Below are 16,922 nucleotides of genomic sequence, written 5' to 3'. Positions count from 1 at the left end.
CCCGGATCAACCATGATCGCGGTCGCGCCTTCGACGGTGATCACGCTGTCGCCGGTGGCGCCCGCATTGCCCGCCGCATCGGCCCAGGCGCCGGTGAAGGTGAGCGTATAGGTGCCCGGCGCAAAGTCGAAATTCGCGGTCGTGATGGCATAGGCGAACTGGGTGATGCCCTCTTTCTTCAGGAGCGCATAGAGTTCGGCGGGGGGCGTCGGAAGATCGCTGACTTTATCGGCGCTGTCAGAGGCGACGATCCTGCCTTCGGCATCGAGACCGAGCGTCTTCAGGCTCGCCGTGCCGTCATCGTTCATGAACATCGCGACCGGAACCGGCGTATCCGAGAGTCCGACAGCCGTATTCACCGTGGAGCCATCCGCAGCACCGGTGCGCGTCAGGGTGAACTCGTCATTCGTATCGAGGATCGAGCCGTAATCGAGCGAGCCGCTGCCTGCGGGATCGAAGGTCACGATGATGCGCTGATCGGCATTGGCGAGGTTCACGTCGACCGTGTAGCCGTCACCGTCCAGCTGATAGGGCGCGCTGAGCGAGGCTTCAGGCTCGACCACCGAGAACACGGCATCCGGCGTCGCGGTGTTGTTCTTGCCGGTCTGGGTGTCGTTGTTCGCCCAGGTATCGGCGGTGAAACGCACGGTGTAGTCGCCGACGGCGAGCTGGTTGTTCGTCAGGTCCGGATCGGAGGTGTCGATGAAGTAACGCACCTTGCCGCCGCCGATCGCGATGGCGCCAAGGAGGTCGATCTCGTCGCCCTCGTCATTGAACAGCTTGAACGGCGCCACACCGTTGGTCGCGATCGCGGCCAGAGTTTCGGCGGTGATCTCGCCACCGATCTCGGCGATGAACTTGATATCGACCCACGGCCCCGCGACAGCCGGGTCGCCGCTTTGGGTCGTGTTGTCCTCATCCGCATAGACCGTCTCGTTGGTCGCGGTCTCGGTGTAGGACCACGCCTGGAACAGGAAGGTGTAGGTCACCGAGTTCACATCGCCCGTGCCGGTCAGCCAGAAGCGGAACGTGTCGTCACTGACCTGCGCCGGGGCCTGCGTGTTGTCGAGGGTGAAATCGCCGCCGGTGATCTCGATCTCAGGCGTCAGGTCGAAGACCGAAGCCGCATCGACCGTCGCACCGTTCACCGTCGGGAAGGTGATATCGATATAGGCGCGCTCGTTGAAGTTGCCGACGCCGGTCACGCCGCCATCGCTGGGCCCGTCGAGGCGCTGCGTCGGCGTCGCGGCCTGTTCCTCGACCACGGCGAATTGCGTGGCCTCGCCGAGGATGTCCTTGAAGCCGAATTGCAGCGAGCCCTTGATCGTCAGCAGATCGACCTGATCGGGGATCTTCACCAGCAGAAGGATCGTCGCCTCGCCGGACGCGATCTTCGACAGGTTCGCGTAGAGCCGTGCCGAGAGCGACAGGTTGTCGGCTGCGAAGTTCAACTGGCCGATCACGAGGATCTTGCCGTCGGTCGAGATCTTGATCGTGACCTGACCGTTGAACACCGCCTGCGAGGTGTAGATCGAATAAAGCTTGGCCGAGCCGGTAATGATCATCGGCGAGGTGAAGGCCGCCGCAAACCCGCCGCCCGCCGCCGAGCCGTTCTGGATCGCGATATACTGGTTCACGACCTGCTGCTGCACCGAGTTCAGCCAGTCATCGATCGACACGTTCAGCGGCAGCGCGAAATCGGGGCCGTTGAGCTCGTCGGGATCGGTGATGTCGGGCAGCGACTTGAAGAAGTCCACGCCGCCGGTGAAGTCGTTGATCGCGAGACCCGAATTCGGCTCGAGCAGGATACCGCCCGGCACCGAGCCCGAGACCAGCACGCCGAGCGGTCCCAGTTCCGACAGAGCGAAGCGGATCGTGAAGCCGCCCAGACCCGAGAAGGAGAAGCCCGCCTCGACGCCGATGAAGAAGACGCGGTCTTTCACCGGGCTCGTCAGGTCGAAGGTGGAGAGTACCTGATTGCCCTCGCCGATCCGAATGATGCCGCCGATCAGCGCGCCCTCGATCTCGCCGCCGAAGGCGTTGCCGCCGATCTTCACACCGATCGAGTCGATGCCGATGATCGGGAACGCGCCCTCCAGCAGCAGACCCACATCGATGCGGATGCCCTCGACCGTGCCCTCGAAGGTCAGCCCGTCATAGCCCTGCAGCCCGGTGATCGACGCCGACAAGGTGAGGACGAAATCGCTCGGGTCGGCCTGAATGTCGGGCCATTGCACGCCGATCTCGGTGATCTTGATCGGCAGCCAGCTCGGCCATTTGAAGTTCGCTCCGGAGGCCCCGCCCACGCCGATGAAGACGCCGAAGCCCTGCTTGGTGACGAAGGTGCCGTCGCCGAGGAAGGCGAACTGGCGCGCCTCGCCCGAGAGGTTCAGCGAGCCGATCTTCAGTTCAGCGCCGATCGACACGAAGCTGATCAGCTCCTCGTCATCCGCAGCCCCGGTGTCGAGCGACAGGCCCACCCCCTTCAGCTTGAGGACCGAGCCGATATTGATCTCGAACGTGTCGAGCTCGAAGATGAAGCCGTCGACCACGCCATCGGTGAAGGTCAGGCCGGCCTTCAGCGCGAGCGTGTCGTTCACATCCTCGCCCGAGACGCGGTCGGTGACCTTGGCGTTGATCGCCTTGCCCGGTGCGAAGGTCGCCCCGCCAGAGCCGACATAGATCGTGCCGTCGAAATTCACCTCTTGGCCGAAGATCAGCGAGAAGTCGGTGACGCCGATGCGCAGGTCGTCGAATTCGAGGATCGAGCCGAACGTGATCTTGCCGGTCGCACCGTCGGTGCGCTGGACCGCGCCCGTGCCGGTGCCCGAACCCGCGCCGGTGCCCGAATAGATGATCTCGCCGCGACCGATGCGGAAGCCATTGTCGTAGATCGTGAGGCCGCGCACGCCCTCAAAGGTCGTGATCTGGCCCGCGATGCCGAATTTCGGGAAGGCGACCTTGATCGTGTCGATCTTGATGATCTCCTGACCCGCGCCCTCCGGCGTACCCGCGACCGGGGTATCGGGCGCCGTCCACGAGGGATCGTATTCGACCTTGATACGGTCGGCCTCGAACAGGACCACATCGGGGATCGAGCCCGTCAGCTTGTCGGCGGTGATCGACCACTTGCCGGTGAGCGAGACGACCGGATCGTCGCCGCCGCCCGAGATCACGCCCATCACGTCGATGCCGATATCGAACTTCACCAGCAGGTTGGTCAGAGTGATCTGGGTGCCGCCGCTATTGGTCTGGGTGCCGTCGGCATTCTGCGTCGCGGTGCCACCGAAGGCGAGCGAAGCGCTTTCCGCTCCGACCGAGATCGTCAGGACCAGCAGACCGTCCTTGAAGCCGAGCTTCGCGAGACCGACCTTCGGCGCGAGGATCGAGACCGGGCCGACCTTGATCGGGGTCGCGGCCTCGGCCGCCGGCAGTTCCTGCACCTTGAAGATCTGCACATAGGCGGTTGTCTTCGCGGGCGACGCGACCGAGCCGTTCTCGCCTCCGAACCAGTAGACGACATCGTCGGCGGTGCTGTTCAGATCAGTGCCGCGATCGGTGTATTTCCAGGTGCCGGTGATGAATTCGACCTGCACATCGCCCACGTTGAAGGCCGGGTTCGCCTGCGAGGTCGAGGTCGAAGTCGGCGTGCCGACCACGCCCGTGCCAGTGGCGGTCGCGGCGGGCGGCTCGGCGAAGACGTAATAGCGATAGGTCGTCTTTCCGATCTTCTCGACCGTGTAGGTGCCGTTGGTGTTCGTCAGCAGATTGACGTTCGACGCGCCGCCCGTGCGCACGAAACGGATCTCGTCGCCATTGATCGAGCTTGCATCGAGGATCTCGCCATTGGGCAGCACGAAGGTGACGTCGACATAGCCCTTCGAGTTCAGCATCGATTTGTCGATCACCGCGCCATTGAAGGGCGAGGCGAGCTCGATCGAGGGCGCGGCGGTGATCGTGGTCAAATCCTGCGGATCGGTCGCCGGGTTCGCGGCAGGCGCATTCTGAACCGGCGACTTGCGGATCGTGAAGCGCTCGTATTCGGCGGCACTTTGGGCCCCAGCCGCATCGCGCCAGGAATTGGCGAGGAACTGCACCTCATAGGTGGTGTTCGCCGACAGGCTCACAGGCGTGGTGATCTGGTAGCGATAGGTCGGGCGCGCCGTGCCTTCGACCAGCACCCCTGCCCCGTCGACCGTGATCGCCGCCGTCGTGTCGCCATAGCGCGCGGTGATGGTGAATTCCGGATCGATATCGGTGATCGAGTCCGGGTCGATGCCCAGCGGATAGGCCGGGTAGGCATCCGCATCGAGACGGTTGGTGTTGTAGAAGGTGACGTCGATATAGGTGAAGCCGTCGAGATTGATAATCTGGCCATTGAGCGGCGAGGCAATATCGGCGGTCAGCGGGCGCAGGTTCGTCGTCGGCGTCACCGAGACGGTCTCGCCGAAGAGCGTGTAGCCCGTCACCCGCATATCGGTCAGCTGGAAGCCGGTCGCGCCGCCGAAGCTGAACTGGGCCGCGCCTTCGATGCCGAAGCTGTCGGCGCCCGGCGGCGTCACCGTGATCGAGGTCTCGGGCGCATCGACCGAGATCCGGCCATCGGGCGTCTTGTTGAACAGCACGTCGTTGGAGCTGATCACCAGCAGATCGCCGGTCTCGGCCACGCCGAAGCTGATCTCGACAGAGCCTTTCACGCGCTCCATCTGCGGGGCGGCGAATGTGATCGCAACCGGGGTCGCCGAGGTGCCGCCTTCGAGCAGCGGGAAGCCGGTCACGGTGGTCGAGAAAGCGGTGCCCGAGGTGTTGAGCCACACTTCGACCGTGCCCGAAATATTGAGCCCCGGAATGCCCAGCGCCTGCACCTCGCCCTTCGCATAGACCGCGAATTTGCGGTTGGCGGAGGTACCGAATTCGAAGATCGCGATCGTGGTGTTCGAGATCAGCAGCCCGATATCGTCATTGGGATCGTTCGGGTCGCCCGCATCGCCGAGGAAGATCGAGATATTGCGCCCCATCTTGCCGCTGGTCGCGCCCGCCGGCAGTTCGGCCGGGAGAATGTCGCTCAGGCTGCCTTCGATGGTGAAGTAAGGCTCGTAGCTCAGCTTCACCTCGGCCAGCGCGATCTGGTTCACATTGGCCTGACCCTGGAAGTCGAGAATGTAGGTCGCGTCGCCCACATCCACCTCTTCGTAGATATCGGTGCGCGAGGTGGTGTTGATGCGGATGATCGCGCTCGCCGAGACCTCGAAGCCTGCCCCCGAGCCTTGCGCGCTCGCCTCGATCTGTGCGGCGATGCCGTTCTGCGACAGCGTGGCCGAGCCCGAATAGATCAGGATCACGCCCTTCGCGTCTTCGATGGTGTAGCCATCGCCGTTCGAGTCCGTATAGCCGCCCGTGACCCCGGTGAAGGCGATGGTCATGTGCTTGGTCTGGTTCGGCGCAATCCCGGTCGTCAGCTGCGAGAACATCAACGTGCCGGTCAGGCTGATCTCCGGCGAGGCGCCCACGTCGAGCGTGCCGTCATTGTCGGTGTCGGTCGCGTTGAAGTCGACATAGAAGGCGGCGTTCTCGACTTCGACCCGCAGGAACTGGCCGCGCGGCAGATCGAGGATATCGCCATTCGCGAACTCGACATAGACCGCCTGGATTGAGGTGTTGATCTCGAGCGTCGCCGTGGTGCCATTGCCGATCTGATAGGCGTTGGTGCCGTCGTCGAACGCGATATCGGGAAGCGTAACCGAGAAGCTGCCCGCCATGCCCTGCGGCATCAGATAGAGCAGCGCGTCGCCGGTGAATTCATAATCGCCGAATGTCAGGGTGATGTCGGTCAGCGAGATTTTCGAGTAGACCGCGCCCGTCGCGCTGGTGGTCTTTTCGAAGGACAGATCGCCGGAGAAGGCAAAGTCGGCATCGTCTGCGCTGGTGGGCGTATCGCCCGAGAGGTTCACGAGAAGCTCGATCCCCGTTCCCACCGGATCTCCATAAGCCGAGACCGAAAGGAAAGTGCCCGCATAGCCAAGGCTGTAGAACGCCTGAAGCGGGGTCATATCTGCAAAGGTCGTGGCACCGGGGTCGAGGCCCGTCACCTCCGTAAAGTCGAAGCCCGTGAGGATCGTCTGGGCGCCCGCTCCCGCGGTGCCCGACTTGCCTTGGTTGAGCTTGAGCTCGACGCCACTCGCACTGATCGCGACGCCCGGAATTCCGGCAAGCGCGACCTCTTCGATCGAAGCGTAGAGCGCGGTGTATTTCTCGCCGCCCACCACCGCGACGCCATTGGCATCGACCTGGCTCAGCATGGCGAGACGGAAGGAGAAGTTGGTCAGGACCAGACCCTGCGCACCCGAAGTATCGGCCATCGGCTGCACGACCGGGGTGTCGCCCGAGGTATCGACCTCGAAATACGGCCCGCCGGTGCCAACGAAGGCGCTGATGCCATCGCCCGAGATTTCGGTCGCAGCGAAAGTCTTCTGGTTCGGCGCGGTGCCCACGGTCAGGGTCGCGCCCTTCTGGAAAGCCACTTGCCCGGCGAGGAAGACGTAATCCTCGAAGCCCAGCACCACGAAGCCGGACGCTGCAAGGATCGCGCCATTGGCATCGAGCGTCACGGTATCGGTGTCGCTCACCTTCACGTCGAAGCCGCCACCATCGAAGCTCGCAAGGTTCAGCGCTTCCTTGGCCTGCGTGCTCAGGAGTTTGCCCTGGTTCAGCTCGACCTCGAGCCCGTAGCCCGAGAGGGTGACCCCGTCGATGCCCACCAGCTCGACCGTGCCACCGGCTTTCAGCGCCATGTAAGAGGCTGCCGCCGGATCGGTCGCGGCCAGCGCCACGCCATTCGCGTCGACCGTCTTGAACATTGCGAGCGCGAGATAGGCGTCCGTGATCTTCAGGCCGACCGCATCGCCCTGATCGTCGAAGCCCTTAGTCAGATCGTAGCCGGTGCCGACGAAGATGTTCACATGCTGCGCGCCGACCGTCACCGCCTTGAGGTCGCGGCTCGTGCTCGTGCCCGCGACGAGGGCGGAGTAAATCTCGCTCGACTGGGTGAAGGCGAACTCGCCCTGAATGAACACATAGGAGTCGAAGCCGATAGTCAGCGAGCCCGACACTTCCAGCGTCGCCACGGTCAGCTCGTCGAAGGTGATCGTCTCGGCGCCGACCGTGATGTCCCAGGTGCCGCCCACCCCGCCATAGGTGAAGTCGAGCGTGTTGTAGGGCGTCGTCTCGTTGCCGCCGCGGTTCATGATCAGCGTGAGCGAGCCATCAACCGTGACATTGTCGACGCCGATCAGCGAAGCCCCGCCCGTCGCCTTCACGACCATCCAGCTCTTGAGCGGGGTCGCGGTCGGGTTCGCCGGATCGAGCGGCATTTCCTTGACGATATGCAGACCCATGCGCTGCAGCGAGAGCGCCACGCCCGTCGCATCGGAGGTGGCATCGACCTCGCCATTGGTGATCGTCGGCGTGCCGACCCCTGCGAAGACCACTGCATCCGAGATGCCGATCGACAGAACCGAAGCCTCGAAGGAGGTGGTCGAGCCGACCATGCGGGCTGCGACCTTGTCGGTCTTGGTCAGCGTGATCTGACCTTCGATATGGACGAAGTTCTCGATGACGATGGTGGCACCCGCGAAGAGCGAGAAGCCCGACTGGCTCATGTCGAGGACCGTGTCAGTGGTGGCCGGGTCGACGTCATTGCCATTGGTCGCAGCAAGTAGGTCCTGACCGGTGAGCATGGCCAGGCCATCGCTCCATTCGGTCGAGTCGAGATTGATCGACTGACCCCAATCGAGCACGTCGATCACACCGGCCGCATCATTGGCCTTGTTCATCTCGAGCGACAGCGTGTCGAGGGTGATATCCACCAGATCAACCCCGGTCAGCGACGCCGAGGCGATATCGGCCTTGAGCGCGGTGAAGGCGCGGGTATCGGTAAGCGGATTGGCCGCCTTGATCGAAGCGAGCAGGATATCGGCCTTCGCGATGGTGATGCCGGGGCCATCGGGGATGCCGATGAAGAACTTCGCCTCGTAATCCGCCGGGGCGTCGCCGCCATTCGCGGCCTCGTCGGCGGGATCGATGCTCAGGCTGATCCGGGTCAGCACCGCATCATTCATATCGGTGGCGATGTCGAAGGTGCCGTCGTGGTTCACATCCACATCGACGATATCCTGCGACAGCGTGAATTCCGCGCCGACATCGACGAAGCCGAAGGCGTTGAGCGTCAGGTAGCCCACGACCTGCGTGCGGTCTGCGCTGGCGTCGAAAGTGACCACCTCGTCATTCGGGCCATAGGTGAAGGAGACCGGACCTGCAGGGTCGTTCGCGGGGTCGCCCTGCGCGGGCGTGCCGTCCAGATCGATCGAATTCCAGTTGAAGAAGGTCGTGGTGTCGTTCCCGGCGGGCTTCGTCGCGTAGTAGTCGAGCGAGAAGGCATTGACCGTCAGTTCCATCCCCTCGGGCAGACCGGCGAGCGTGCCGCCTTGGATATTGCCCAGCACCGCCGTCGCCGAGGGCGTGGTGGTCGCGGGCAGCGTGCTGTTTGCAGGCGGGGTCGCCTTGATCAGCGCAAGCGCGATATCAGCGGAAGCCACCGACAAGCCCACACCGCCCGGCTGGCCGACGAAGAGGTTCTCGACATGCAGGCCGATCAGCATGAGGCTTGCGTTTTCGAGACCGTCGGAGGTGCTGTCCAGCTCTGCCTCGATCTGGTTGCGCATCACGATGTCGAAGGTGGCCGAGCCGGTGACGAAGCCGAAGATATCCAGATCCAGACCGCCTGAGATCACCAGATCCGTGCCGTCTTCGGGGGCGACCGCATCGACGCCCAGATCCTGAATGATCGGCGCCCAGTCGAGTTGATCGCTATTGATCGCGTCGCGCCCGTTCAGCGTGAAGTCGAGAGAGGTCACCGTCAGGTCCAACCCCTGCGGCAGGCCGCGCGGCGAGATCGTGTCGGCATGGGCGGACATCGCGGTCCAGCTGCGCGCGACGGCGCTCGGGTTTGCGACCAGATCGACCACCTCGGTCACCGAGATCAGATCGAAGGCGAGCCCTTCGGCCGCGAAGCCCGTTCCCGCATTGGCGACCGCGTCGACCCGGTCGAATTCGTCATAGGTGAACTCGCCGCCCGCGCCGACGAAGACATAGGCGCCGTCGATCGAGAAGGAGAAGGCCTTGGCGCTGATCGTGCCGCCCTGCGGATCGTCGACGGTGAGATCGCGGATCACACCCGACAGACCACCCGCCAAGAGGATCGCCCCTTCGATCTGCAATTCGACATAGGCGCCGAATTCAATGCCGAAGCCCGCGTCGAGATTGGTGATATCGGCCAGCGCGTTGATCTGATCGACGTTGGTCGCGCCCCAGTCGAGCTTGTTACCGTCCGCATCCGCGCCGTTCATCGCGAAGTAGAGATCCTTCACCGTCGCGGTCAGCGGAAGGCCCTGCAAGCCCAGCTGATCGACGCGCAGCGACAGGGCCATCCAGCTGCGGGCGACGGCGGGCGAGGTCACGGTGGCGGGGTCTTCCGACACCATCACCAGTTCGATCGAGCCGCCCCGCGCCACGAAGCCCATACCCTGATCGGGGTCGATCGTGCCGTCGTTCTTGAGCACACCGTCGACACCGGCGAAGAAGTTCAAATCGCTCAGGGTGAAGATCAGAACCTTCGCCCCGCTCAGCGTGCCATCCGCATCGATTGCGGTGGCGACCGCCACATCGGCGAGCAGGCTCTTGATCGAGAAGGTACCCGTCGCGATCACGACGCCTGCCACGTTCAGCTCCGACACGGTGCCGGTCACCGACAGGATCGCGGTCGCGTCATAGCCATCCGTGCTGTCGGTGATCGTCAGGCCCAGATCGAGGCCCTTCCAGTTCATCACCGAGTTGTTGGCCGCGTTCAGCGGGTCTGTGTAGCCGAAGTTGGCTTCGACCGCGACATCCGAGATTTTCAGCGTGAAGCCCGTGAGGCCGGTCACGCCGACGCTTTGCGAGGTCACGAGGATTGCCGACCAACTTTTGACCGTGCGGGTCTCGACCACACCTGTCGTCAGCGGGTTGTCGGCGGTCTGGGTCACCGAGGCGAACTCGATGCCCACGTTGTTCGCGTAGATGCCAGCACCCTCGGTCGTGCTCACATCCGTGATCTTGCCATCGGTGCGGGTGAAGACACCGCCCTGCCCCGCGAAGAAATAACCGCCGGTCAGCGCGAAGGTCATCACCGAAGCGCCCTCGACGATCAGCCCGTTGCCGTCGTCGAGCGTCTCGGTCCGGATCTGACCCGCCATCGTGCCCGCGACGGTCACGAAGCCGTCGACGGTGAACTCGACATAGCCGCCGAAGGCGATGTTGAAGCTCGCGCCCATCTCGGTCACGTCGAACAGATCGACCGAGGCGAGATTGCCGATCTCGGTCACGCCGGTCGCGGCCCAGTCGATCCGCTCGCCATTCACCGCATCCGCGCCGTTGAAGCCGAAATAGAGATCGAGCCCCTGAACAGTAACCGTGTTTGGCAGGCCCTGCAGGCGCACCGTGGCTACGTCGAGCGCAACGGCGGTCCAGCTGCGCGGCACTGCCGGAAGCGTCACGCTCAGCGGATTTTCCTTCACCAGCACCAGTTGCAGCGAGGCGTTCTCGGCCACGAAACCGGTGCCCTGATCGGGGTCGATCGTGCCGTCGCCCAGAAGCGCGCCGCCGACACCTGCGAAGAGGTTCAGATCCGACAGAGTGAAAATCAGGATATTCGCGCCCAGCACTGTCTCGGTCGTCATGCCGGAAGGCACGATGATGTCGCTCGCGAAGCTCTTGATGCCGAACTTGCCCGAGGCCACGATCACGCCCGCCACGTTCAGTTCCGACACGGTGCCGGAGACCGAGAAGCCATCGTCGCGGGTCAGGCCGCCGGTGGCATCCGCGAGGCTCAGCAAGTCGAGCCCGGTGACGCCGCCCAGCGAGGCCCAGTTCAGGAAGGTGCCGTCGATGGCTGCGAAATTGCCGTCTACCGCGAGATCGGCCAGGGTGATCTGGAAGGCGTCGATGCCGCGCAGACCGAGGCTCGCGACGGTGACGCGCAGCGCGGTCCAGCCGATGGTGACGGTCTCGTCGTCCCATTGCGTAGCCGGATCGTTGTCATTCGTCGACGCATCATCGGTCAGCACGCCGAGGCGGGTCACCTGCGCGAATTCCAAGGCATCGCCCGCCTCCATCGAGGCGTAGATGCCGGTGCCCTGATCGAGCAGGCCGGTCACCTCATTCGTGGTCGCGTCGCGGTCGAATGCGCCGCCCGCGCCGACGAAGATCTGCGCGCCGGTGATCTTGAAGCTCGTGATATCGGCAGCGGTCAGGGTGATTACGCCGTCATTGATATCGGCCGTCGAAATCGACCCCTCGACCGTGCCATAGACCAGCACGAACCCGTCGAGCGCCAGATCGAGCGTGCCGCCGAAGGCGATGCCGGTATTGGCGTTGATCTGCGCAATACCTGGGTTCTCGGCCGGATCGACAATGGCCGACCAGTTCAGCTTGGTCGCGCCCATCGAGGCCGTGTTCATGCGGAAGTAGAGACCGGTGACCCCGAGCGCGAACTCGTTGGGCAGGCCGCGCATCCCGACGTAATCGACCGAAAGCGACAGCGCGCTCCAGCTCTTGGGTGTCGCGGTGCCGAGTTTCTCTTTCACGACGATCAGTTCGAGCGTGCCGCCCGACGCGAGGAAGCCCGTGCCCTGATCGGCAATCGCGGTGGGCGCATTCGCATCATCGAAGGCACCGCCGACACCGGCGAAGAAGTTCACATTCGTCAGGGTCAGCCGCGTGACCTGCGCATCGGTGATCGCCGCCTGGATGGTGTCGTCGATCGTCTCGGTCGAGGCCGAGAAGTTGAAGGTCGCCAGCGCGAAGACCGTCTCGGAAATCTCGACGGATAGCGTGCCGGACACCGCCAGCTGATCACCCGGGCCCAGATCGCCAAGCGCCGTGGTCACGTCGGTATCGTTCACAGTCGACCAGTCGAGGCGCGGGCCGGTCGGCGCGGTTGTCGAGTTCGATGCCAGCGACATGCCCGACAGCTTGATCTGGACCGCGTCGATGCCCTTGGCCTCCAGCGCGCTCAGCGAGCCGATCACCCCGGTATATTTCACGCCGGTCGTCGTATCGGTCAGCAAGCCGAGCGCGAGATTGCCACCATTCGCATAAAGACCCGCGGCATCGCCCAAGAGGTTCAGCGTGGTCGTGCCGGTCGCCTCATCCGTGGTGGTCGACGCGCCGGTGCCCGCGAAGAACTCAACATCGCTGAGCGTCACAAAGGTCAGCGTGCCCGTGGTGATATCGACGAGGTCGAGCGTCTCGGTGCTGCCCGCCTGCGCGGTCACGTCGATTGCCTTCAGCCCGAAACCCGCGCGCAGATAGACGAAATCGCCCACCGCCAGCGTCAGCTTGCCCGAGACCGCGAGGCTCACCGTGTCGGTCACATCTTCGAGGCCGGTCAGGCTCGACCAGTCGAGATTGGAGAGGTTGGTATCGCTGACCGAGTTGTAGAGCACTTTGAGGCTCGCAAGGTTCAGCGTCACGCCTTCGACATTCACCAGACCGAGGCTCGCGAGGCTCGCCGACACGCCGGTATAGCTGACCGGGATCGGGTCGGTGGTGGTCAGGATGCCGATGTAGAAATTGCCGCCCGCCGCCGAGAAGCCGATAGCGTCCGTCGTGTCGATGCCGCTTGCGCCGATCGTGGCGCCCGCCCCCGCGAAGAGGCTCAGATCGGTGAGCGTGATGTAGAGCAGATCGCCGGTGACGCCGCCGACCGAGGTGCCCGCCGTCTTCTCGACTGAGAAGCTGCCAGTCAGCAGAACGGTGTCCGAGATATTCAGCTCGTCGATGGTCGCGCCGATGAAGAAGCGCTCGGTATTGTCGAAGCCGTCAGTGCCATCGGTCAGCGCGAGCGGCGTGCCGAGATCGAGCCCGGCCCAGCTCATCACCGTCGGGTTCATCCCGCCCATCGCATCAGGTGCATTCACCTCGACCACAAAATCGCTGACGGCAAGCGTAAAGCCCGGAATGCCCGCGACCTCGACGGTGCCGACATAGAGCTTGATCGCGTTCCAGGCGTTCAGCACGGCGCCGGTCGTTCCATCGACATTCTTCACCGAGGCGAATTCGAACAGCACCCCTTCCGCGCCGAAGCCGGTGCCGACCAGCTTGCTATCAAGATCGCGGTCCAGTCCGTTGACCTTGCCATTCCCATCGGTGGTGAAGCTGCCGCCGCTGCCCACGAAGATGTAGCCATCCGCCAGCGCGAAGGTCATCACCTGCGCGTCGGTCAGATCGGAGCCAAGCGGATTATCCGCCGCCGCAATGGTCTGCTTCGTCACCGTGATCGAGATATCGCCCGCCAGCAGAACGGTGCTCTTGATCGTGAAGACCGCGCGCACATCGATGGTGAAGCCCGTGAAAGTGGTGTCGAAGCTGAAGCTCGGCCCGCCCACCTGGCTCCAGTCGAACGCCATGCTCGCATAGGTCACGTCGAGCGCATCGACCGTCGCGGTCACACCGGTGATCCCGTGCAGCGTGGCGGCGGTCGAGAGTTCCAGCGCGGTGACCTTGTGGCCGAGGTTTGCCCCAGCCGAGGTCACGGTGAACATGGCCAGCGTCAGATCGAGGGTCGGGATCTCGAAGCCGGTGGCATTGGTCAGGTCGTAGCTGCCGCCCGAGACCTCGGCGCCGACGCCCGCGAAGAGACGCCCGCCGATGATCGAGAGGGTGAAGTAATCGCCATCCTCCGAAGCACCATTGAACGTCACGCCGGTCTTGGCGGAGCTTTCGAGCGCGAAGGTGCCGCTAACATAGACCGCGTCATTCACGATCAGGGTCGCGGTGGCCTCGACCTTCGTGAGCGCACCGTTCAGCGTCAGCCCGGCTTCGCTCAGCCCGCCTTGGTCCCAGTCCAACGGAGTGGCCACGCCCGAGGCGGTGTTCACCTGAACGGAAACATTGCTGACCTCGGCGGTCAGCCCGGTGATGCCGACCGGGGTCGCGTTGGCGAAGGAGAAGTCGATGCCGGTATAGGTGGTGCCGCCCGCGCTCAGCACCGCGAAGGTGCCGGTGAAGCCGGTGACCGAGAAGCCGAAGGCGTTAGTGGTGTCGACGGTGACCGGGCCGCTCGTATCGAAGACCGCTCCGGTGCCCGCGAAGAATTTGACCGCGTTGAAGCCGAAGACCATCAGATCGCCGATCGTGTCGGTCGCGCCGGTCAGACCGCTGACGAAGGTCTTGGTGAAGCTGAAGCCGCCCGCGATCAGAACCTCGCCGCCGATGGCCAGCGTCACATCGCCCGAGACTTTGGCCAGCGGTGCGGTCGCGCCCGTCGCCACGCTGTCGATCTCGGAGACGACGAGCTTGGCGCTCAGCGCATCGTTCGGGTCGGTCAGTTGCGAGGTCGCCAGTTCCAGCGTGCCGTTGGAGAGCGTCGCGGTCACGTTGTCGACGTTCACCAGACCCAGCGCATCGACGGCGCCATTGGCGATCACCCACTGGCGGTCCGTTGCAGTCTCGCGGATCATCGTGATCGAGAAGCTCAGGTTGTCGACTGCGAAGCCGACCGAGCTGTTGGGCTGGCCGAGGGTGAAGTAGCCGTTCGCACCGCTGCCCGCGAAGAACGAGCCGCTAGTGAGCGAGATGGTCGTCACCTCGAGCCCGCCGGTGACGGCGGTGGTCGTGCCGGTGTCCACTTCGTAGAGCACACCGTCGAGCCCGGTGTCGGTGGTGTAGCCAATCGGCGAGCCGACGCCGTCACTGGTCGCGAGGCTCACGAAGTCACCGACCGAGATTTCCATCAGACCGGCATTGCCCGCGAAGCCCGAGGTCACGAAGCCCGGCCCGTCGATCGCGAAGGCATCGGCATCGGTGCCCCCCTCGAGACGCTCGACCCCGGTGAAGGTGATGGTGAGGCCGTTCCAGCTCAGCGACCCTTCGTTGATGCCGGTGATCGTCCAGACCGTCGCGGCGTCCGGACCCTCGATCGTGTCGTTGAAGCCAGCGCCCGCTGCGATCGAGGTGACCGGGGCGCCGGGCGTGCCATAGGTCGTGCCGTTGACGGTGACGGTGCCGTCGAGGTTCACGGTGTAGGTCAGGTTGCTGTCGGCGGTGCCGTCGAGCGCGCCCCCCGCTTCCGAGATCGCGCCGGCCACCGGAGCGCCGAGGCTCGGGGTCGCGTCGGGAAGGCCGATGCGCTCGCCGGTGCCAAGCGTCGCGCCCATCACCGCTGCGTCCGCGTCATGGTCGAGACCGAGCGCATGGCCGATCTCGTGGAGCAGGACGGTGTAGAGGTCGACGCCCTCAGAGGCCGCACCGTCGGTCGCCACCAGACGGTCGCCTGCGAGCAGATCGAACTCGGTGCTGTCGCCGGGCGTCGCGTCGATGAACCAACCGGCCCCGGCCGCGTCGGCGTCGATCTCGATCAGCGTGCCGGTGATCCGCGCGAGCGCGCCGTCCTCGAGATCGGTGATGGTGAAGGTGAGTTGCGACAGGATCGCCGCGTCGGTGCGGCTGGCCCACTGAGCGAGGGCTTCGTCGAAGATCGGGGCGACCTGTGCCTCGGTGAGATCGGCGGTGCCGGTGCCAGCCGCCGCCGGATCGAGACGAAGCGATTGTCCGCTCTCCTCCGCAAACGGGATCTGGATGCCGAGTGCCGAGGCCAGACCGGCGAACAGCGCGCGGAGGTTCTCGGCGAACCCGGCGCCGGGCGTGATGACCGGCGCGGTGAACGCGTCGGACAGTTGGAGCGCGCCATCGACCGGGTCCGAGGTCGCGAGTTGAAGTTCGGGAAGCGCGATCCGTTCACCCGTGCCGAGGCTCTCCCCCATCACGGCCAGATCGGCGTCGTGGTCGTAACCGAGCGCATGGCCGATCTCGTGGGTGAGGACCGTCAGCAGATCGACGCCATCGATCGGCTCGCTCGTATCGAGACCGGTGAACCAACCGGCCCCTGCCGCGTCGGCATCGACTTCGATATGCGTGCCGGTGATCCGGGCAAGCGCGCCGTCCTCGAGATCGGTGATCGAGATGGTGAGCTGCGACAGGATCGCCGCGTCATCGGTCCGGGCCGCCCACTGAGCGAGCGCTTCCTCGAAGACCGGGGCAAGCTCTTCCTCGGTGAGATCCGCGGCGTCCGCGCCCGTCGGGGCGGTGCCGGCGAAATGGAGGTAATCGGCTTGCGGGCCCCACGGACCAGCGTTGAAAATTTCGCCAAGACCAAGGGTTTCACTGATTTTCTGGAACAGATCCTGGAGCGCAGCAAGAACCGCCCCATTGTTGGAGTTTTGCGTATTTTCGTTATTCGTCAGTGCATTAGTGGTTGCGGCCGGGGGGCCAGTAGGCTCATTTCCGGTCAGATCGACCACGGAGCTGCTTGCGGGGTCTTGTCCCGCGCCAAAGCTTCCACGTAGCTGCGACAGCATCGAACCGAGCAGCTCGCGCAGCCCTTCGATGCCCTGATTTTCTTGAATATCGAACTGGGCAAGGAACGCTTCGAAGGGCGTTGGCTGCCCCTCTTCCTGCACGTCCTGCGGAGCGACGGCTTGCGTTGCAGCGGCAGGATTTCCCCAGTCTTCCGGCCAGTCCACACTGTTCGAACCGGTGTCCGAAGCCCCTTCATCAGCCCCCGTTTCGCCGCGCACATTCTGGTCGAAAGCCGTCTGAACAAGCACGATGAGGTCTTCGAGAAGGTCCAATGGCTGCGCATTGGCTGCCATCCGGGCCAGTTCTCCCGAAATCGGGTCCGCCGAGAGCAAAAGCCGCGGCTCCAGCGCCTCGATGCGGTAATTTTCCTCGCGGTGAAGGGTGTTATCGGCTTCGTGGAGGGCGGTGTCATTGGCCAGACCGACAGCATCCTGCACGTCGGAGCGGGTCCGACGCAGGAATTTCGTCAC

The 16,922-nt window shown here is 64.3% G+C and carries 1 protein-coding gene (running past one end of the window); it reads right to left on the bottom strand.

The annotated features are described in order from the left end of the window. Window positions 1-16,922, bottom strand: the beginning of a protein-coding gene (locus tag AKL02_RS06375) for a matrixin family metalloprotease (RefSeq protein ID WP_133051911.1). The gene continues 22,378 nt to the left of window position 1, outside the view; the window shows 16,922 of its 39,300 coding nt (coding positions 1-16,922); it begins with the start codon at window positions 16,920-16,922; its stop codon lies off the left edge, out of view.

Source organism: Thioclava electrotropha (assembly GCF_002085925.2).
In the GTDB taxonomy this organism is placed as follows: Bacteria; Pseudomonadota; Alphaproteobacteria; order Rhodobacterales; family Rhodobacteraceae; genus Thioclava; species Thioclava electrotropha.
Note: the sequence above shows the minus strand (reverse complement) of the source record. Positions and strands in the feature narration are given on the sequence as shown.